Source organism: Streptomyces sp. YS415, assembly GCF_023544665.1.
GTDB lineage: Bacteria > Actinomycetota > Actinomycetes > Streptomycetales > Streptomycetaceae > Streptomyces.
In genome coordinates this window covers 63,043-83,036 of the sequence record NZ_JAMJFL010000029.1, presented here as the reverse complement: position 1 = coordinate 83,036, position 19,994 = coordinate 63,043, and the positions used below count along the sequence as shown (strand labels likewise).

Annotated in this window: 15 protein-coding genes; 12 read left to right on the top strand and 3 right to left on the bottom strand. The window is 68.5% G+C overall.

All coding sequences use genetic code 11. The features are described 5' to 3' along the window. The first annotated feature begins 142 nt into the window (after nucleotides 1–142). Nucleotides 143–349, top strand: a complete 207-nt coding sequence (locus M8H82_RS29170; RefSeq protein ID WP_250078066.1) for a hypothetical protein — start codon at nucleotides 143–145, stop codon at nucleotides 347–349. Nucleotides 350–728: 379 nt separating this feature from the next. Then, on the top strand, nucleotides 729–1,301 hold the full coding sequence (locus M8H82_RS29165) for an AAA family ATPase (RefSeq protein ID WP_250078065.1): 573 nt from the start codon (nucleotides 729–731) through the stop codon (nucleotides 1,299–1,301). 108 nt (nucleotides 1,302–1,409) lie between these two features. Here the strand turns inward: M8H82_RS29165 and M8H82_RS29160 are convergent, their stop codons facing one another. Further along, on the bottom strand, nucleotides 1,410–2,249 hold the full coding sequence (locus M8H82_RS29160; protein WP_250078064.1) for a sugar nucleotide-binding protein: 840 nt from the start codon (nucleotides 2,247–2,249) through the stop codon (nucleotides 1,410–1,412). A 533-nt stretch (nucleotides 2,250–2,782) separates the two neighbouring features. On the opposite strand from M8H82_RS29160, the gene M8H82_RS29155 reads away from it, so the two are divergent. The 7 genes from M8H82_RS29155 (at nucleotide 2,783) to M8H82_RS29125 (ending at nucleotide 12,126) form a co-directional block, all read left to right on the top strand. After that, nucleotides 2,783–4,819: an ATP-binding cassette domain-containing protein gene (locus tag M8H82_RS29155; RefSeq protein ID WP_374211710.1), complete on the top strand. Its 2,037-nt coding sequence runs from the start codon at nucleotides 2,783–2,785 to the stop codon at nucleotides 4,817–4,819. 68 nt (nucleotides 4,820–4,887) lie between these two features. Then, nucleotides 4,888–5,436 carry an NUDIX domain-containing protein gene (locus M8H82_RS29150; protein WP_250078063.1) on the top strand — a complete coding sequence of 183 codons (549 nt, stop codon included), beginning with the start codon at nucleotides 4,888–4,890 and terminating at the stop codon, nucleotides 5,434–5,436. Between the two features lie 74 nt (nucleotides 5,437–5,510). Then, nucleotides 5,511–6,221: an MFS transporter gene (locus M8H82_RS29145; protein WP_250078062.1), complete on the top strand. Its 711-nt coding sequence runs from the start codon at nucleotides 5,511–5,513 to the stop codon at nucleotides 6,219–6,221. 162 nt (nucleotides 6,222–6,383) lie between these two features. After that, nucleotides 6,384–7,769, top strand: a complete 1,386-nt coding sequence (locus M8H82_RS29140; protein WP_374211712.1) for a site-specific integrase — start codon at nucleotides 6,384–6,386, stop codon at nucleotides 7,767–7,769. Next, nucleotides 7,769–8,182, top strand: coding sequence for a hypothetical protein (locus M8H82_RS29135; RefSeq protein WP_250078060.1), 414 nt, complete (start codon nucleotides 7,769–7,771; stop codon nucleotides 8,180–8,182). The genes M8H82_RS29140 and M8H82_RS29135 overlap by 1 nt, the downstream gene beginning before the upstream one ends. Further along, a complete protein-coding gene (locus M8H82_RS29130; RefSeq protein WP_250078059.1) occupies nucleotides 8,166–11,627 on the top strand; it encodes a hypothetical protein in 3,462 nt (1,153 codons plus the stop codon). The genes M8H82_RS29135 and M8H82_RS29130 overlap by 17 nt, the downstream gene beginning before the upstream one ends. A 1-nt stretch (nucleotide 11,628) precedes the next feature. After that, the gene (locus M8H82_RS29125; RefSeq protein WP_250078058.1) at nucleotides 11,629–12,126 is read left to right on the top strand and encodes a hypothetical protein; all 498 of its coding nucleotides are present in this window, start codon (nucleotides 11,629–11,631) and stop codon (nucleotides 12,124–12,126) included. Nucleotides 12,127–12,262: 136 nt separating this feature from the next. On the opposite strand, the gene M8H82_RS29120 is transcribed toward M8H82_RS29125, so the two are convergent. Then, on the bottom strand, nucleotides 12,263–13,348 hold the full coding sequence (locus M8H82_RS29120) for a helix-turn-helix domain-containing protein (protein WP_374211709.1): 1,086 nt from the start codon (nucleotides 13,346–13,348) through the stop codon (nucleotides 12,263–12,265). A gap of 640 nt (nucleotides 13,349–13,988) precedes the next feature. On the opposite strand from M8H82_RS29120, the gene M8H82_RS29115 reads away from it, so the two are divergent. Next, on the top strand, nucleotides 13,989–16,712 hold the full coding sequence (locus M8H82_RS29115) for a LuxR family transcriptional regulator (RefSeq protein ID WP_250078056.1): 2,724 nt from the start codon (nucleotides 13,989–13,991) through the stop codon (nucleotides 16,710–16,712). Between the two features lie 3 nt (nucleotides 16,713–16,715). Here the strand turns inward: M8H82_RS29115 and M8H82_RS36535 are convergent, their stop codons facing one another. Further along, a complete protein-coding gene (locus tag M8H82_RS36535) occupies nucleotides 16,716–17,423 on the bottom strand; it encodes a helix-turn-helix domain-containing protein (RefSeq protein WP_284049473.1) in 708 nt (235 codons plus the stop codon). A gap of 579 nt (nucleotides 17,424–18,002) precedes the next feature. Between M8H82_RS36535 and M8H82_RS29105 the strand changes: the two genes are divergently transcribed. Beyond that, nucleotides 18,003–18,857: an alpha/beta hydrolase gene (locus tag M8H82_RS29105; protein ID WP_250078055.1), complete on the top strand. Its 855-nt coding sequence runs from the start codon at nucleotides 18,003–18,005 to the stop codon at nucleotides 18,855–18,857. A 167-nt stretch (nucleotides 18,858–19,024) separates the two neighbouring features. Beyond that, complete coding sequence (locus M8H82_RS29100; RefSeq protein ID WP_250078054.1) at nucleotides 19,025–19,993, top strand: alpha/beta hydrolase; 969 nt, start codon at nucleotides 19,025–19,027, stop codon at nucleotides 19,991–19,993. Nucleotide 19,994: the final 1 nt, after the last annotated feature.

Sequence of the window (19,994 nt, the reverse complement as noted above, 5' to 3'; positions counted from 1 at the left end):
CGGGCCGGACAACTCGCAGAAGCTTCTCTGACCTGCGCCTTTAATCGCGTGAGGCGAGCGGTCGCCAGCGAGGCGGCCTTGATGCTGCTGAACTCGTGCGAGAACGACTGCCGAGTGTTTCCGATCGTGAAAGGAGTCTTCCATGAGCACCGCGATGATCACCCTGCTTTTCGGAATCTTCCTCGCCCTTCTGACATCCGCCCTGTTCGCGGCCGTCGTCGGCTTGGCGGCCCGCATAGGAGGGGCGACTCCCGCCTCAGCCTTTTCCCAAGCCGGTGACGCATTCAGCAAGTCCCTCAATGCCACGCTGCTGATCATCGGCCTCATCGTTACTGTCGCCGCCCGTTGAGGCGCGGAGGTTCACTCCTGTTCTTCGCCCAGGAGGAGCGGCAGGTGGTGGACGCCATAGATGGACATGGTGTCGCGCATCTCGACGTCCCGCGCCGACCGCGCGAGCCGGAGGCCAGGGAAGCCCCGGAACGGTTCCTTGAGGGGGCGTTTTCACCAGCTTCGAGGGCAAGACAGTGCGCGCCGACGAATTCACCGCCGCCGGACTCACTTTCGACCACCTCGTCGAACACCAGCCAGTTCCATCAATGGCACCCCATCACCCGGTCAAACACGAGAAACTGACCCACCATCCTGGCTTCATGGCCATCCGGCTCCGCAAGCGGCACCCTGAGATCTAGGGTCCGCATCAGTCGCCTCAACGACCTCGGAGTCCACCCATGCACCTCCGCCCGACTCTTGCCGTGATCAGCGGCCCTCCAGCAACGGGCAAGACCACCCTTGCCCGGGCGCTCGCCCAGCACCTGGGCTGCCCCGCGATCCTGCGTGACGAGATCAAACAGGGCATGGTCATGAACTTTCCCGGTCACGACGCTGACGGCGACGACCCACTCAACATTCCGGCCTTGGAAGCGTTTTTCGCGACCATCGCCGTTCTTCTGCGGGCGGGCACAACTCTCGTCGCTGAAGCTGCCTTCCAGGACCGCCTCTGGCGCCCCGGGCTGGAGCCACTCACAGAGTTCGCCGACCTACGAATCATCCGGTGCACCACCCCTGCGCCGACCATCGCTCAGCGCATCACCGCCCGCTCCTACAACGACAGCCACCGGGTCGCCCATGGCGACAAGGCCCTACTGGCCGACATGAAGGACGGCCTCTACGACCCCGACCAGTTCATTCCCATCAGCCTGACCGCCCCGAGCCTGCTGGTCGACACCTCCGACGGCTACGCGCCCGGCATGACAGATATCCAGAGATTCGTTCTGCGGCCGGATCACGAAAGGAACGCATGATGACAGTCCAGGAAGGGCCGCTCTCACGCCGGCGAGGAAGCCTCCGAGCCGACCAACGCGTGCTCCCCGCAACATGCTCGGCTCCGGCCCGCTGTCACTGCGCCGTCGTCAGCGGTCGGGGTGCTGGCGCCGGAGGAACTCCCGGGCTCCACGGAGGCGGGTCGCGAGGTAGTTCTGGGAGGCGCGGCTGTCGAGGTGGACACGGAGTGCACCAGGAAGGCCGCTGCCGGCGCGAAGTCCGGTCGGCAACAGCGATGCGTCAAGGCCGTCCCGCTGCGCAATGAGGATGCCGAGTTCGTGGCGAGTGACGGCGTCCGGGCCGGCAAGGTGAAAGACTCCAGCCGCATCGGACAAGGTGAGCTCCCACAGTGCGGCGGCCAGATCGCCGACATGGACTGGGCAACGGACATCGTCCGTGAACAGGACCCCCTCCCGCGTGCCGGCGGCCAAGGCGTGCACCATGCGTTCGTGCTCGGACCGGCCACCGCCGATGATCAGCGAGGTCCGTGCGACGACGGCGCCCGCATCCAGGAGCCGCACGGCGGTCTCGGCCGCCGACTTCGCCGCCCCGTACGGCGTTACCGGGTCGGGTAAGCACGTCTCGTCGTACTGGTCGTGGCGGCGGCCGGAGAAGACGGCGTCACTTGAGACGTGGACCAGGCGGATGCCCCGTTGAGTCGCGGCTTGGGCCAGGCGGATCCCACCCTCGGCCGTGACTGCCCACTCGGATCCGCCACTGCTCGCGTTGACGACCGCCGTTGGACTGACCGCATCCAGGATCTCCCGCAGGCTTGCAGGGTTGCGCAGATCAAGGCGGTGCCACGTCACTCCGGCGCTCTTTCCGGGGTGTGACTGGAAAGTGGCGGCCGTCTCCCGGCCCGCTGCACGGGCCTGGCGGGCCAACTCAGCGCCCAGGAACCCGCTGCCGCCCACGATCAGTACCGTCATGCTTTCCACGCTAGGACAGCAACGTCTGTCCCGAGGCGAAACCTGAAGCGCATCGTGGGAAAGCGTCCAGCCGGCCGGTGCGGCATCTCCCTGTAGGCATCGCCTACTCCGCCACGACGGAGCGGCACGGGCCGCACGTGCAGTCCTGCGTTGAGGCCATCCACACTGAGCACTTCCGCTCCGGCCCGGGAGCAAAGCTCCCAGTCGCCGTCGGCTCGGATGAGGGCAGCAAGTACCTGCACAGGCAGCTCCAGCGAAAGATCCGCGGCATATGGGGGTTCGCACTCCTATAAGTCGGGTGTGAGCCAGAACGGGCCAATGGAACCATCTGGACGTACGAGCACCATCGTCGGCGTTTTGGCCAACCCGGCCTCACCGAGCGGCACTTGCGTGACCAGGGTCGGTGCACTGCACACCGTCGAAGAACCGCTGAATCGCAGGATGCACAACCCGGCCGAAAGACACGTGTTCGAAATTGCGGCGGCGTCGTTGGACATGCCGACGCCACCACTCCGCCTTTGAAGGGGAACACAGTGACGCAAGTCGAACCAGACAGCGAGACTGCGGGTCCAGCGAAGACAGCCGCAGCGGCTACGACCGGCATCTCGGACGCCGAGCGGGAGCTGTATGGCGGCCGGCTGCGCTACGACCAGTCATTCGTCCGCCACGAAGGCCCACTGACCCGGCTGGGCTTCGGCCACATGGCGGCCGCGCTGCCCCGCATGGTGGGCATGGTGCTGCGCACGGGCTGGGAGACGGACCAGCGGGCTCTCGCCGGAGTTGTGACAGCGCAGCTCGGGCAAGGTGTGACGGCGGGCTGGGGGCTAGTGGCGGTCAACAGCGTCCTCACCCAGCTGTTCGCCGACGGTCCGACCGGGGACAAGCTCCGCGAGGCGCTGCCGTCGCTGGTGGTGCTCGCGGTCGCGGCGGTGGCGACAGCGGTGCTGTCGGCGTGGTCGACGGCGATGTCGGGCCGGCTGGAGCCGCAGGTGGAGCGGGCGGTCTCCGCCCGTTACTACAGGGCCGTCACCCACGTCGAGGTGGAGGCGACCGAGCGCCCGGAGGTCCAGCGGGTCTTGGAGGCGGGGAAGTTCGGCACGGACTCAGCCCGCAGCATGCTCCGTCTGTCGGTCGGCGTAGGCAACGTGGTGATCGGCATGGCAGCGGCCGCAGTCGTACTCGCAGCGCTGCACTGGGCGCTGCTGCCCATGCTGCTGGCCATCGCCCTGCCGAAAGGGTGGGGAGCGGTCCGCTCCGCGCGACGCGAGTACCTCTCCCGCCTGAACTGGGTCGACCACCGGCGGGCGATCGCTTCCCTGCTGGCCTACCTGACCCGCCCGCACGCGGCCGGGGAGATCCGCGTACACGCCGCAGGCACGAAGCTGCTGTCCTCCTACGAGGAGATGTCGCGGCAGACAGAGGCGGAGCAGCGGCGCCTTGCCCGGGCGCAGGCTTCCACGGAGTTGGTCGCCGGCGGTTTCGCGGGGCTGGCGTCGCTGGCCTGCTACGGGTTGCTGTGGTGGCTCCTGGCGTCGGGTGGTCTGCCGCTCGCCGTGGGCGGAACGGCGGTGATCGCCATCCGCACCTCCACGGCACGGCTCACGTCGCTGGTGCAGCAAGTCAACCGGCTGTATGAGGAGTTGCTGTTCCTCACCGACACCGAAGACGCCATCGAGGTGGCGGGCGAAAACGCCATCCCGACCTCCGGTACGCCGCTGCCCGCACCGGCGCTGGAGGTGCGCACCGAGGAAGTGTCGTTCACCTACCCGGGCGCCGAAACCCCCTGCCTGAACGGTGTGAGCGTGCGGGTTGCCCGGGGGAAGGTGACGGCCCTGGTGGGTGCGAACGGCTCGGGGAAGACCACGCTCACAAAGGTGCTGGCGGGGCTGCTGATGCCCTCCGACGGGAACGTGTGGTGGGTGGGTGAGTCGGGCGAGCGGGTCGAGCTTCGCGAGGCCGACCGCGCCCAGGTTTTCAGCGCTGTCGGGATGCTGGCGCAGGACTTCCCGCGCTGGGAGATGACGGCCGCCGCAAACGTGGCCATCGGCGCCGGTGACCGGCCCCGGGACATGGACAGCGTCCGTCAGGCCGCCGGGGACGCGGGCGTGCTCGACCTGATCGAGGGCCTGCCGCACGGCTGGGACTCGATCGTGTTCAAGGGCTATGAGCGAGGTGTCCAGCTCTCAGGCGGACAGTGGCAGCGACTGGGGTTGGCTCGAACCCGGTACCGGCAGGCACCGTTCCTGCTGGTCGACGAGCCCACCAGCGCCCTGGATCCCCATGCAGAGATCGCCTCGTTCCAGGGCCTGTGGTCCCTGGCCGAGGAAGGGCACGCGGTCGTGCTCGTCACCCACCGGCTCGCCGCGACCATGCACGCCGACCACATCTACGTCCTCGACCAGGGACGCATCGTCGAGGACGGTACCCACGACGAGCTCATGGCCCACACGGATGGCCTGTACCAGGGCATGTTCACCGCCCAGGCCGCCCAGTACGGGCTCGCGCCCGCGACCGACACGGTTCCCCTCCCCCGCGGCATCCAGCCGTCCGACCGCGAGACGGCGAACTGACCCAGCAGGGCGGCGTCCACAGCCCGACCCCCCTTACGAGTTCCTACGTTGAAGGCGAAGCGACACTCATGCCGCGCACCTCCTCCTCGATCCGCGAGACCACCTACGCGTACCTCGGCCGCCACCCTGACGAGCGTGACGGCTTGGCCGCATTGAAGCGGCCCGCCGACGTCACCACCCGGGCGACTCTGCCCGGCCACGTCACGTGCAGCGCCGTCGTCATCGACCGCCAGCGCCCGGTCCTGCACATCCGGTACCCGGCCACCGGCCTCATGCTCACCACGGGCGGCCACCTTGAACCCTCCGACGCCACCCTGGTCGACGCAACGCTGCGCGAGCTGGCCAAGGAGATCGGGGTCCATCCACGGCAGATTCTCCCCGCTGCCCGCGCGCCGGTCTGCGTCGAGTACCACCGGGTTCTGGCCCGCCCGACGAAGGGGGAGCCGGAGCATCACCACCTCGACTTCCGATACGCGTTCACGACGCGGAAGGCTGACGTCGGACAGATCCAGCAGTCCAAGGTCACGGGCGCCGGCTGGTATCCGCGCATCGAAGCCGCACACCTCGTCGGGCACCGGATCCAGCGGGCCACCATCGTCTCGGGTCCGGCGGCATGAGGCGAGGCCCGGTGACGGTCACTGCCCGGGCCCCGCGGCGAGGGACCGCGTGGACCGTTCCGGCCTACCGGTGCTTGCTCAGCAGCGAGGCGGTGAGCCTGTCGGGGTCGGCGGTGAGCACCGTCGCCCTGCCCGCGCTGGCCGTACTGCAACTGCGCGCTTCCACCACCGAGGTCGCCGTGCTCGCGTTCCTCGGACAGCTCCCGAACGCGTTCGCGCTGTGGGCCGGGGCCCTGTCCGACCGGCATCCCAAGCGGCCCCAGCTCATCGCCTCCGACCTCGCGGCGGCCGGCGCGCTGGTGACCATCCCGGCATCGGCTCTTGCCGGGGCACTCACCGTCGGGCAGCTGTGCGCGGTCGCGGTCGTGCTCGGGGCGGCCAGGGTGGTGCACGACGCCGCGGCGATCAGTCTCCTGCCGGCCCTCGTCCATCCGGACCAGCTCCATGACGCGAACGCGAAAATCGGCGCCGCGTCCTCGGTGGCTGATAGCGCTGGCACCAACGCCGGTGCCGCTCTTGTCAGTGCCGTCGGCCCCGCCCGCTCGGTCCTCGCCGACGCCCTGTCCTTCCTCGTCTCCGCGATACTCATCTGGCGCATGCGCGTTCCCGAGACCGCCACCGCGTCGCGCGCCCGCACCGGCCTGGTGCGCGATATCGCGGACGGCGTGCGCTACGTGGCCCGGCAGCCCACGATCCGCACCGTGATCGCCGCCCTGTCGACCCTCTCCTTCGGCCTGGCGGTCATGAACACGTATTGGGCGTACTACCTGCTTGTTCCCGCTTAACGACGGTGTTGCTTACCGGCTGATGTACCAACTGACCTGCTCGTTTGTTTGTTGCACTCAGCCGGGTTGCATTGATACTCATCGGCCATGCACCAATCGACGTACTCATCAGCAGGCTGGGAGTCCTGGGGACTTGCGTTCAGGCCGGCGATCCCGGAGGGGATGCCGTTGCTGTTTGACGACGACCTTCTCTTCCAAGACGGCAACGGCGTCCGTCCCACCACCGTGATCAACTCCTGGGCCTGCGAGCTGCCAGCAAATGGATGCCCATCGCCAAATTCGTGGCCCTACTACGTGCGTACGGTGCGTGAGTGGCTGGGGTTCTTATCCGGGCACGGGGTCGCCTTGTTCGACACGCGGCGTCGTCTGAAGGCGGCGTTGGGCGCGTACTCCGTCTATCGAGCCCGGGGCCCCATCAAGCATCGCTTCGAGGCGTCCACGTGGAACCAGAACATGGGGATTCTGGCGGGGTTCTACAAGTGGGCGAAGGATGAGGAGTACGCAGACTCCGAGCCGTTCACGTACCGGCAGGCGGTCTGGGCCTTCAAGGGGCAAGTCCGTCGCGGGCGAGTCAACCAGTCACGGCGGCGCCAGGCGAAGCCTCATGTGACGATCAAGTATCTCGACGACGACTTCACGGACATGTTCCTGAAGGGGTTGGCGGGTCTGAGCCCCGACGGTGAGCGGGATCTGCGTTATCGAGGGCGGGAGTTGGCCCGGAACTCGGCGGTCGGCCGGATGATTGTCTCCAGCGGGCTACGTAGCCAGGAGTACACATACCTACTGGTCTGCGAGGTGCCCATGCTTCCCTCGCGACGGACCGCGGTGCCGGTCTCGTTCCCGGTCCCATCCGGTCTCACCAAGGGAAGCAAGTACCGTGAGTCGTGGATCGACTACGACTCGCTGGCCGAGCTGCACTCCTACATCGCTCTCGACCGGGCAGCCGCGACGTTTGGATCGTCGTGGCGTCCGCCGGCCCGCTGGGGGGAGCCGCTGTTCGTGACGGATGCCGACCAGCGGGGCGGTCGTGTCAACGGGGTCCGTGTGCAGTGGAGTTCTCTCGTCCCTGACGAGCGGCGGCGTCTGGTCGCCCCGGAGGGCGGTTCGATGCTGCTGTCGGTGTGGGGCCAGGGACGTCCGTTCACCGGATGGTCCACGGTCTTCGCCAGGACCTCCGATCGCATCCGCGAGCGTTACGAGCCGCGTTTCCCGCACGTAAATCCGCACCGACTGCGTCACACCATGGCCATGGCGACCATGGCGCGGCTGATGCGTGGCTGGTACGAGCAGGCTGCTCGACAGTTCCGCGACACCGACGACGATGCGGCCCTGGCGCACTACCTGCGGACCCAGGAACCGCTGCTGATTCTGCGCGATCTGCTCGGACATACCAGTTCACTGACCACGGAAGCGTACCTCCACCGTCTGGACGTGCTCCGCCTGTTCACGTCCCTGTATCGGCGGGTCGGCAAGGAGTACGGGCTGCTGGATGAGGACGTCGAGCTGGAGCTCGAGACTGAGTCCGACGACGAACCGGCGGTGGTCTGATGCCGGCCACCGTCACCCTTGACCCGCTGGGGGTGCACTGCATCTTCAGCGACGGGTCGGAGTACCGCCGTCGCCTGCGCGTGCGGCGACCAGTGGAGCTCCCGGAGCTGGCACGCACTCTGCTGGAAGGCGCTACGGATCTTGTCCATCCGCACGGGCAGGTGGACAGCGCGGGAGGGATCGAGCTGTACCTCACGGCCGTCCGCGGTTTCACCGACTGGCTGGTCGAGTTCGGGTTCTCCGGCGGGGTCTCCGACCTGACGCGCGCGCTCCTCGCCCGGTACTGGCGGCAAGGGGTGCGATCCTCCCAGGAGAGTGCGCTGCGGGCGATGTTGCGTTGCGCAGACGACCAGGATCAGATTCTCGCGCCGGACGTGCGCGTTCGTCGATGGCCGGTTGTTCAATACGGGTGAGCGGTACGGCTCGCACCAGCCGTACAGCGAGGCCGAATGGGCCCGGCTCATCCGTACCTGCCGCGACGAGGTTGACGACGCCTTCCGCGCGTTCCGCGCGGCCCGTGAGCAGGCTTCGTCGGCTGAGGGGTCAGGGGCTTTGCTCCGTGAGCGCGCTGCCCATCACTGGCTGGTGCTTCACCGCGGGCCCGACCCTCTCGTCACCGAGATGACAGACCGCGGCTCGTTCCCCTTCCGGCAGAGATATGGGGTCGGTCTTCGCGCGGTGCTGGATCCGCTGATCCCGACCCTGGACGTGATCATCGCCTATCAGCTGCTGTTCGGCACCTATACCGGGATCGTGCCGGACGGGATCGCGGACCTGGGACTTACCGACATCGAGTGGGCGGGTGACGAGAAGATCCTCCTCAGCTACGTCAAGGGCCGCACGGCGGCGGAGAGTCTTGCGCTGTCACGTCAGGCCACTCGTCTACTGGAACAGTGGCTCGATCACTCCGCAGTGGCCCGCCGCTTCGCGCCCGAGGAGCTGCGCGACGAGCTCTGGGTGCGTTTCACGCCGGGCGGCACGCGGGCGGGAAAGCGGTGGCTGGCCAAGCCGGCCACGCGCCTGTCCATATGCACCTGGATCGAGCGACGCCAAGCCGTCGACGAAGACGGGCACCCCCTGCAGATGACCGGCGACAACGGTCGCCCCCTGTTCCTTCACCGGCACCGCATCCGCACGACCCACGACGCACTGCAGGATCGATCGCACTGGCGCGGCAGCCGCCGGTCCACGCTGGATCCGAACCGGTCCCCCGGCGTCGAGGGGGACCACTACCTGACGAACACGACGCCGGCTCAGCGCGAGGCGGTGGAAGACATCATCACCCAGACGCAGGAGGACCTCGTTCGCCGGGCGCTGCCGCCCTTGGTGCTGGCCACTGCCGAGATGGCCGACCTGGTGGAGAACTACCCCGAGCACATGAAGCGGCTCGGCCTGGACGACGACGCCTTGGCGCAGCTCCTGTCCGGGGAACGCGATGTCTTCACCGCGGCGTGTGGCGACCAACTGTCAGGGCTCCACGGGCCGAAGGGCAAGCCCTGTCCGGCACGTCCGTGGGTGTGCCTGCTGTGCCCGCTGGCGTTGTGGCCCGTACGCCCACCGTCTCGACGAGATCCTGACCACCGACCGGTATTTCTCCGAGCACGCGCTGCGGGCAGCCGCTGCCGAGGTCACCGACTCCGATGCCGAGCTTCCGCTACGCCCAGAGGAGCACACCGCATGACCACCTTGCACCGGCCCCCGGGCCTCTCGGCTGCCTTTTCGCGTTCCGTCTTTCGAGGTGAAGACGTGTGCGCTGCGGCCGCGCTGCCGGTCCTCGGCGCGGGCCCGTATCCGCACTTCGATGACAGCATCTGGGACTTCACCGGCGTCATTGGGCTGCCGCGGTACCTTGCGCGGCACTCGCGGGTCTTGTCCTTCACCGAGATCTCCAATCCCCAGTGGAGGGAACTCGCGAAGGAGTTTATCTTCGCCCGGCTCGCGCCGGACCACCCCGCGGTGCGGGAGCTTGCCCATGCCTACCGGACGCCGGTGCAGGTCTCCACGGTGCACGGGCGGCTGACTGTGCTGACCGGCTGGCTGAACTGGCTCACCGAGCAGGGCGTGGACAGTCTCGGAGAAGTCACCCAGCAGCACTGCGCCGCCTACCTGGAGCTCCGCAAGAAGGTACGGGACAAGCACGGCGTCGTCATCCGCGACAGCAGCCCCGGCTACCGCATGGACGTAGTGGGGGTCATCCAGGAGCTGGGCTACTACAGGGAACTGTTCTCAGCCGACGGCTACGTGCCGGCCTTCCGTCCCTGGGAGCGACGCACGGCGTACTCCGTCGCCGGGATGGTTCGTCGGACGGGCAACACGACACCACCGCTGAGCAACGACGTCTTCCAGCCGCTCGTCGCGGCGGCCCTGTACGTGGTCGAGGTGCTGGCGCCGCACCTCATGGAACTGCAGCAACAGCTGCAGGAGATGATTTCGAACCGGCCGGGCCACAACAACCGCGAGCGTCCGGACTGGAGGGTCGAGGTCGCGCAGGCCATCGACCGCCACATACAGGAGGGCGATCCGTTGGATGTCGCCCTCGATCACGTCGTAGCCGAGCGGCTGGCGGACGGCTGGGATCCGGACGATCCGCTGCTACGGGTGAACCTGATCTCCCTCGCCCACGAGACCGGACGGCACGCCTTCCACTACACGTGGCTGCCCACCCTGCGCGGCCACCTGGAGAAGGCCGTCAGGGAAGTCGGCCTGTCCAAACGCTGGGGCCGGGCGGGCGCCCTGGTCGAGCGCGCGGACGGACGGGGCAGTGTCCCCTGGACCTTGCCGATGAATACCACCGAGGCCCGACTGCAGCTCTCCCGGGCCCGCACCGCCTGCCTGATCGCGCTCGCCGCGCTGACCGGTATGCGGAAGAGCGAACTGGCTGAGCTGACCCACGACTGCTGCCAGCCTCCCGAACAGCTCGGCGAGGGCCGCGTCCGCTACCGCCTGAAGGGCAAGGTCATCAAGGGCCGGAAGCTGGGTGGTGAACACGATCAGTGGGTGACCATCGAGCAGGCGTACGACACCGCCGGCGTAGCCGTCTCGCTTGCTGACCCGGTGAAGAACGACGGTCATCTGTTCAAGTCGCTCTCCTTTTTCACTCCGTACGAATGGTTCCTGACCTGGGTCAATGGCCCAGAGGGCCGTCGCCTTGGGCTGGCGCCGATCCCCGAGGTGCCGGTCAGTCTGCGGATGCTACGGAGAACCCTCGCGGTGGAAATGGCGCACCGGCCCGGTGGTCTGCTGGCCGCCAAGATCCATCTCAAGCACATTTCGGTGGTCACCACCGAGGGCTATGCGGACCGCCCCGGTGGGGCCCAGTCGGTGCTGATGGCCGAGTTCGGCCAGGAGGAGCGAGAGCACAAGATGCGCGTCGCCCTGGACGCTTTCCACGACTACCAGAACGGTATCCGGCCTGCGGGGCCTGGCGCCAGCGACCTCCTGGACTTCTTCGCGTTCGTCGACGAACAGCTGGATTCCTCCGGGGCGCCGAACATCAAGCGCAGCGACCAGGAGGTGACGAACTTGCTCGCCAAGCGGGCCAAGGCCCTGCACCTGGGGCCGGCGAACTATTGCTGGTTCCTCGATCCATCCAAGGCGCTGTGCCTCAAGCTCGCAGGGCCGCACGCCCGCGGGGCGACTGAGCCCTTGATCGGCATGTGCGATTCAGGGCGGTGCCCCCAGGCCACCCACCATGCCGGGCACCGCCCGGTATGGGCGGCCAGCGCCGAAAGCAAGAAGGTCTTCATCGCCACCATCGGACGCGCACAGCGGACGGAGAAGGACCGGCTGAGTGCGGAACTCGCACGCGATGAACGCGTGCTGGCCGAGATCGACGCCTTCTGCGGAACGGGGGCATGACGTGGCCCGCATCAGCGACGAGACGCGGCGGAACAACGAGGCGGCCATTCGGCACGTCATGGAACGGCTCCTTGCCGGTGACGTTCCCCCGGGCGGCAAGTGCGACATCAAGGCCCTCGCGGCCCAGGCCGGGGTTGCCCGCACCGGCTTCTATCCGAAGAAGAATCGTGACGGCTCGCCGCGGCCTGGCCCCTACCAACATCTGGCGGAGGAGTTCGAGCGCCGGTTGACCGAGCTGCGGGAAACGGGCGTGATTCCGGACCCGCGGGCGGCACAGATCGAGCGCCTCAGGGAACAGGTCTCCGGGCTGAAGGAACGCCTCGCCGCGCGTGATGCGCAGATCGATGGGCTCGCCGACTACAGGGAACGGGCTCTGTCGCAGATCGCCGCACAGAGGATGGAGATCGAGCGGCTTCGCGATGTCTTGGCCGCACCGTCGAATGTACGTTCCCTCCCGAACAGTGCAGGAGCGAGCGCGCCGTACGGATCGTGCAGCTGAGCATGATCTCATGCCAGGGGCTGCTGCCCGGCCGATGAATGCCAAGCAGCTGCCCCCTGGTGTTGCTCTGGGGGTCTACTCGTCTGGACGAGGACACGCGCTGTCGCCTACCGCACGGACGCGAGGCCAGAGGCCCTCAGGAGAGTTGCTCGACACGGCCGTATGAGTCCGTAGGGCTCAGTCGGGCCGAGGTGCCGGACGGCTGGGCGTCGGGGAAGGCGGAACGGGTGGCGGGCGTGGTGGGCGGTGCGGCGCCGCCCCGCTGGAGCAACGCGGGGTTCCGTAGGCGCCACTGCCGCGGGGTCATGCCGAAAACGGACTTAAAGGCCCGGCTGAGGTGGGCCGGGTTGCGAAACCCCCAGCGCGCGGCCACGGCCGAAACGGTCGGGCTGGCATGGCCCCGTCGTGAAAGTTCCGCCCCGCACTCCTCGACCCGGCGCTGGTAAATCAACCGCCCCACGGTCACGCCTTCCCCTTCGAAGAGGCGGTGAAGGTAGCGCACCGAGATGTGGTGCACCTTGGCGATCCGCTCGGGTGTCAGGTCGGGATCGGACAGGTGGGCGTCGATGTACTTTCGGATCACCGGCACCAGTTGCTCCCGGGCCTGCCCGGGCGGCCGGTGGTCGACACCGATTAGCTCGTCGATGAGGAGGTGGGCAAATTCCACGGTATTGCCGCCGAGCAGGTCGGCGGTCCTGCTCGGCACCTGCGCGACGACCGAGGGGAGTCGCTCAATGTACGCCAGCAGCAAGGCGGCCGTGCCGGTGGCCGGGAGAGGCCGTCCCGTCGCCTGCCGCACCAGCACCTCCGGCATGGCGAGAGCGTGCGTGGGCAGTGCTGCGAGCAGGAGCTGGAATGGTTCACGCTGATCCAGCGAGAAGGCCCTGCGGCAGTCCACGAAGGCCAGTTCTCTCGGGAGCAGCGTGGTGCTGCGCCCGTCCTGGGTCAGGACGGCCGTACCCGCCTGCTGGATTACGACAGCGACCCGGTCACAGGGGATCGCCTGGACGAGCCGAGGGGAGCGGCTCATCCGGAGGGGGCCGGCGGTCAGGCTCAGCATGCGCACATATCCGAGTTGTGCCGTGCTCATCCCGGCGTCCCCGTTCAGGGGCGCGTGCGTCTGGAGGCGTACGGCCCCCATGAGTTCGTCGATGTGATTCTGCCAGCCCGGCGGTACTCCTGGGTCTGCCGCAGGTACGGCCCCGTCAGAGTCGATTTTCACGCATGCCCCTACGTTTCTGGCCCACCGTGGGTCTCTTCCTGGGCCCGTATGACACGTCGCACGAGCTCCAAGGCCATCGTCATGAACAAGGGTGAGCGGGACGTAGGTCATTTGACGTGCCCAAGCGCGCCGAGCGGCGTCAATGTGCGCTGTGGTGCAAGAGAGTCTGCGTACAGGGACGACATCCGCACAAAGCGAGCGACCAGGCTGAGGGGCATGCCGCCGCATGGGCGAGCGGCCATACGCATGAGGTGTGGGGAGGTGATCGCTGTGGGAAGCATCTGGCCCTGGCGCGGCTGGTAAGCGGCGGATGCGGCCGGTGACGAGCAAGCCGGGCTTTCGGCTCACCCGGCTGACGCCGGAGTTCCGTGGGTCACCAGTCGCGGCCATCGCTCGGGCATCGCTCGGCCGGATGCACCGGTCGGGCGGTGCCGTACGGCGTGACCGTTGGATGCGCCCGTGGTGGCCGAGCGACCGCGATGCCGGTAGACGCGAAGGGGAACTGCTGACCGCATGGCGCCGCAGCGTTGATCGAGCAAACTGGAGCGTCGCCTCCGCGTCCGAAGAACGTGTGGGGTGACGGCCGTGCCGCCCCCGCCAGTAAGGTGCACGTTCAGGGGGTGGCATGGAGGACGCTCGGGTGTCGCAGACGAAAAGAGCGGAACTGGTCGGCCGACAGGCCGAGATGACGCTTCTGAATCGTACGGTCGATGCGGTGCTCGCGGGTTCCGGCGGCTCGTCGGTGATGCTGCGGGGCGAAGCCGGCATCGGTAAGACGGCGTTGCTCACGTGGGTGCGGTCCCAGGCACGGGAACGAGGTTTCGCCGTGCTGGGCGCGGTGGGCGCCATGGCCGAAGCTGAGCTCGCTTTCGGTGCCCTCCACCAGATCGTGTGGCCGCTGCTGGAACGGGCGTCCACCCTGCCGCACCGCCAGCGGCACGCTCTGGAATGCGCCCTTGGGCTCGGCGACGGGATACCGCCGGCCGGAGTCATGCTGGGCGAGGCGGCGCTGGCCCTGCTTGCCGAGACGGCGCGGACGCGTCCCCTGTTGGTTACGGTGGACGACTTGCACTGGGTGGACACCTCCAGTGCCGCGGTCTTCGAGTTCCTGCACCGGAGGATCGGCGACCTGCCCGTCATGATGGTCGGGGCAGGCCGGGACGACCGCGCGCAGGTGGGGGGCTGGTCAGCGCACGTCGTGCCGGTGGAGGCGCTGGAGTGCGAGGCTGCCACGTCACTGTTGCGCCGACGACACCCGGGGCTGTCCGCCGCTGATACCGCGCGGGTCGTGGAAGAAGCACGCGGCAATCCCTTGGCTCTCCTCGAACTGCCGGCACGGCGCGATGCCGATCCCTCCGGCGGACTCGCCCCCGCCCTCGCTCACGCACCGCTCAGCGGCAGGCTGGAGCACCTCTTCACGGACAGGATCACCTCGCTCTCCCGTGAAGCCGCGCACATCATGCTCCTCACTGCCCTGGGCGGTGCCCACGCGCCCGGCATCGGCATCTGGCACCGCGCCGTGCCAGACATCGAAGCGGAAACCGTGATCTCCGACATCGAGGCCAGCGGTCTGGCACACCTGGACGCCGACGGAGCGCTCTCCTTCCGGCACCCCCTCGTACGCAGTGCCGTCATCACCACGGCATCCCCACGGGAACAGCGACATGCCCACCGAATCCTGGCAACATCGCTGGCGCCGGACGACCCCCGGCGCGTGGTGCACGAATCCCTGGCCGCGGTCCTGCCCGACGCCTCCCTGGCCCGGCGGCTGGAGGAAGCCGCACGGAGACTTTCCCTTCGTGGCGGAGACGCCGAGGGGGCGGTGCTGATGGACCGCGCGGCCGCCCTGAGCACGGAGGACGACTCCCACACGGGCCGTCTGGTCTGGGCTGCCGTCATGGCGGCACGAGGCGGACGGCTCGCCCATACCGCGAAGCTGGTGAACCAGCTCAGGCAGCGTCCCATCCCGGCGGACTTCGTTCCGCTGTTCGCCTACGCGGTGGTCTACGTCGATCAAAGCCACCACATCGACTTCGAGTCGTCGTTCCTGTTGCTACCCGAGGCGCTCGATGCCCTGACACGCGCTGCGGAAGAGCGCTTCGGAGAACTGGCCGAGCAGATCTACTTCAAGCTCCTGCTCGCCGCGACCTACACCGACGACCCGCGTGCGTGGCGTGCCCTGAGCCGGCACGCCGACCATGTCTCCCCCCTGGCGCGATTGTGTCATCGCGCGTGGTCCGATCCCGCCCGCACGGCCCACGGCGTCAGGCGCGAGCTCGACACCATGACGGCCGGCATGGACGCCGAGCAGGAAGCGGGTGCGGCTTGGCTGTTGCTGTGGACGGCGTCAGCGGTCGACGCGGCCGACGAGACCCTGTGGCGACGCTTCACCGGCCAGCACGCCTACGCCACCCAGGGTTCCGTCGCCAAGGCACGCTACTACCAGGACTACCTGCGCGGCCGTTGGGAGAACGCGCACAAGTGCCTGCAGGAGGCGAAGGCCGCCGAAGACCTCGGGTACCACTGCAACGCTCTGTTGTTCCGCCATTACTACGCCCACTTCCTGGCAGGCAAAGGCGACGAGGAGGGATTGCGCGGCCTGGAGGCACTCATCCGGCCGCGAGCCGAGCGTGCCCGGATGCGCTTCGTCACCGACCACCTCACCCACCTCCGCGGGCTTGCCGCGCTGGCCCACGGACGTGTCGCGGACGCTTACGACCTCCTGGTACAGCTCACGCCGGCAGGCGACCTGCGGCGCGGACTGCCGTGGTTCCATCTGCCGTTCTTCGACTTCGTGGAAGCGGCTGTGCGGAGCGGACGCATGGACGAGGCGAGGGCGCACATCACGGCTGGCCGCAGCGCACGTATGCCGGAGATATCCCCTCATCACGCCTTCCTCCTGGCTGCGGCTACGGCCCTTGGCGCGGATGACGCCGAGGCGGACGCCTGCTATCGCGCCGCATACGCCGTGGAAGGTGCGGACGACTGGGTTTTCACGATGGCCCGGCTGCGACTGGCCCATGGCTCGTGGCTGCGTCGTCGGCGCCGGGCGGAAGCCGAGGGCGTCCTGCGTCTCGCCCACGAGGCGTTCCGGGGCCTGGGCGCGGAACCGTGGTCCAGGCGCTGCGAAGAGGAGCTCGCGGCCAGGGAATCCGAACCCCTCGCTTCCCGTGACGGCCGGGGAACGCTGACCGGTCAGGAACGGCGCATAGCGGAGCTCGCCGGGAAGGGGCTGACAAATAAGGAGATCGGCACGCTGCTGCAGCTCTCCCCGCGTACCGTCGCGTCCCACCTGTACAGCATCTTCCCGAAGTTGGGAATCACCTCAAGGGCCGGCCTTGCAAAAGCCCTCGGCGAAGGCTGAGGCTCAGACGTCGGCGGTGCCGTCCTTCGTCGCGCGCAAGGCTCGCCAGTCCTTTGGGGAGATGCCGTACCGGGCACGGAAGGCCCTGCTGAAGTGCGCGGCGTTGGCAAAGCCCCACCGCTGGGCGACGGCGCTCACCTTCACCGGTCCGCCGTCACCGCGCCCGAGCTCCCGTCGGCACTCCTCCAGCCGGCGCTCCTGGATCCAGGAGCTGATCGTGCCGCGCTCTCCGGTGAAAAGTTTGTGCAGCCGGCGGACGGACACGTAGTTGGCTGCCGCGATCGTACCTGGGCGGAGGTCGGGGTCGGTGAGCCGGTCGTTCACCCACCTGCGTATCCCGTGGACGAGACTTTGATCGTTCTCCGGTGGCATCGGTTCGACCGCCTCGGTGACGAGGGCGGCGACCAGGTCCACCAGCTGGTTCCTCAGCCGTGTCGCCGTGCACTCCGCGAAGTTCGCCGGTGCCTCGGCCAGGGTGAGCAGAAGCGGATACAGCAAGGAGGCCGTACCCCTGGTGACGTCGTACGTTCGGTCGCAGGCCCTCGCGAGACTTTCGTCCGAGCACAGGAGGTGCCGTCGAGGCATGGCCAGCACCGCCACCGCGCACCCCTCTGCGGTCGGCGTGACGGGCCGGGCGGAGTCGGCCAGGAACAGCCGGCCGGGAGCAGGCTCCTCGTCGAACCCCTGGCGGAGGGGCGAACGAGTCGGCATCAGAGCACAGATCGCGATCCGGTGTCGCTCCGCAGGCATCATCGACGGTTCCCACGTCCTTACGAGCTGCGAGCCGTCGAGCACCTGCACCGGAACCCGCATCAAGCCTGCGGGGGAAGGCGGCCGCTGCGCCGGGTGGAGGACCGGAGGTGATGGGACGGGCTGCATGGCGAGCTCCCCGGGCTGGACGCGAGCGAGACGGACAGGCGGTTCTTGCGTCCATCCTGCGGACTTCGGGCGTCGCGATATAAGTCATCCGACTGACGGTCACGAAAGCGCGTGGAGAGCAGAGGGAATGCGCCGCCGCGAGTGCGGAGTCCGGATCGCGTCCGGCTGCGACAAGAGGTGTGCACTGGGGGGCATGGTGAGTTCACACGTACTCTCCGTCCGGGCGGAGCGGAGCCGTAGTGTGGGCCCGGTTGCTCGTCTACCTGGGGGCGCGCCCTCGCGCAGGAGTTTCTTGTGGACCATTCCGCCGAACCGCAGCCGGTACTTGAACGGCCGGTTCAGACCTTCGCCGATGCTTTTGACCCGCCTCGTCCTCCGGGCGACGCGCGCGGGCCGGAGGCCCCGGGGGTGATGGCGGCGCTGCTCGGCGAGGCGGACTCCGATCCCGACGTCGAGGAGGACTGGCTTGCGCTCCCCGGCTGCGACGGGGAGCGCATTCGCGTGCGGATCCTGCGTCCGGCCGGGAGCGAGGGCTCCCTGCCGGTGATCCTCTACCTGCACGGTCTCGGCGGGGTGAGCACCACGGCCTCCGCGCACCAACGGTTGCTGGAAGACCTGGTGCTGGGCGCGGACGCGGCCGTCGTGGTGCCCGAGTACGACCGCTCGGCGGCCTCGCCCTACCCCGTGGCCGTCGAACAGAGTTACACCGTTGCTCGCTGGATCGTCGAACAGGGGGCGGACTGGCGGCTCGACGGGTGCCGCATGGCTCTCTTCGGCGCGTCCACGGGAGCCAACCTCGCCGCCGCGCTCACCCTGCTCGCCAAGGAGCGCGGCGGCGTGGAAATCTTGCACCACGTGCTGGTCTGCCCTGTCCTCGACGCCTCGATGAGCACGGCGTCGTACCGGCGCTTCGCGCAGGGGTACGTCGTGGGCGACGCCGCCATGCGGGACTTCTGGCAGAGGTACGTTCCCGACGCCGCGCGACGGGAGGAGATCACCGCATCACCGGCGCGAGCCACGAGGGAGGAACTCCGCGGGCTGCCTCCCGCCCTCATCCTGACTGCGGAGGCCGATGTCGCCCGTGACGAGGGCGAGGCGTACGCGGCCCGGCTCAGGGAGGCCGACGTCTCCGTCGTCTCCGCCCGCTATCACGGCACCATCCACGGATTCATCCTCTTCGACGCCTTGAGACACAGCGACACGGCGAGGGCGGCCCGCATCCAGGCGCTGGACACCCTCCACGTCGCGCTGCACCGCGGCCTGTGACCGAGGCGGGAGCGATCGGGACGGGCGGCCGTCGCATGCCGTGCGCCCTGAGACAAGGCCCCGTGCACAGCCCGGCGACAGCAGCGAGGGAGACGGCCCTAACGTCCGTTGTGCCGCATCACGGTGGCGCACCACGTACTTCCGTCTCCTGAACAAGAGGCTCAGTCATGACCGAGCACACGCCTGTCACCCCCGTCCTGGAACCGGCAGCCGCGGCCTTCGCCGAGGCCACCGCCCAGCCGCCGTTCCTCTTCCAGATCCCGCCGGCCGACGGACGTAAGGCCGTCGATGAGGTCCAGTCCGGCCCGGTGCACAAGCCCGAGGTCGACGAGGAGTGGATCACCGTCGCCGTGCCGGCGACGGGCACCGTCCGCGCGCGGATCGTCCGTCCCGCGGGTGCCGAGGGCGATCTGCCGGTCATCCTCTACATCCACGGCGCCGGCTGGGTGTTCGGCAACGCCCACACCCACGACCGGCTGGTCCGTGAACTGGCTGTGGGGGCTCACGCCGCCGTGGTCTTCCCGGAGTACGACCTCTCGCCGGAGCACCGCTACCCGGTGGCCATCGAGCAGAACTGGGCCGTCTCCCGCTGGATTATGACCGACGGCGCGACCAAGGACCTGGACGCCACGCGCATCGCGGTCGCCGGCGACTCGGTCGGCGGCAACATGAGCGCGGCGCTCACCCTGATGGCCAAGGAGCGAGGCGGCCTTCCTCTGCTCCAGCAGGTTCTCTTCTACCCGGTGACCGACGCCGCGTTCGACACCGGCTCCTACCACCAGTTCGCCGAGGGCTACTTCCTGCGCCGCGACGGCATGCAGTGGTTCTGGGACCAGTACACCACCGACGAGAAGCAGCGCGCCGAGATCACCGCGTCGCCGCTGCGCGCGAGCCAGGGGCAGCTGACCGGCCTGCCGCCCGCGCTGATCATCACCGCCGAGGCGGACGTCCTGCGCGACGAGGGCGAGGCGTACGCGAACAAGCTGCGCGCCGCCGGCGTCCCGGTCACCGCCGTGCGCTACCAGGGCATCATCCACGACTTCGTCATGCTGAACGCACTTCGCGACACCCACGCCGCCCAGGCCGCCATCACTCTCGCCGTCGAGACCCTGCGCCTCGCCCTCGCGAAGAGCTGAC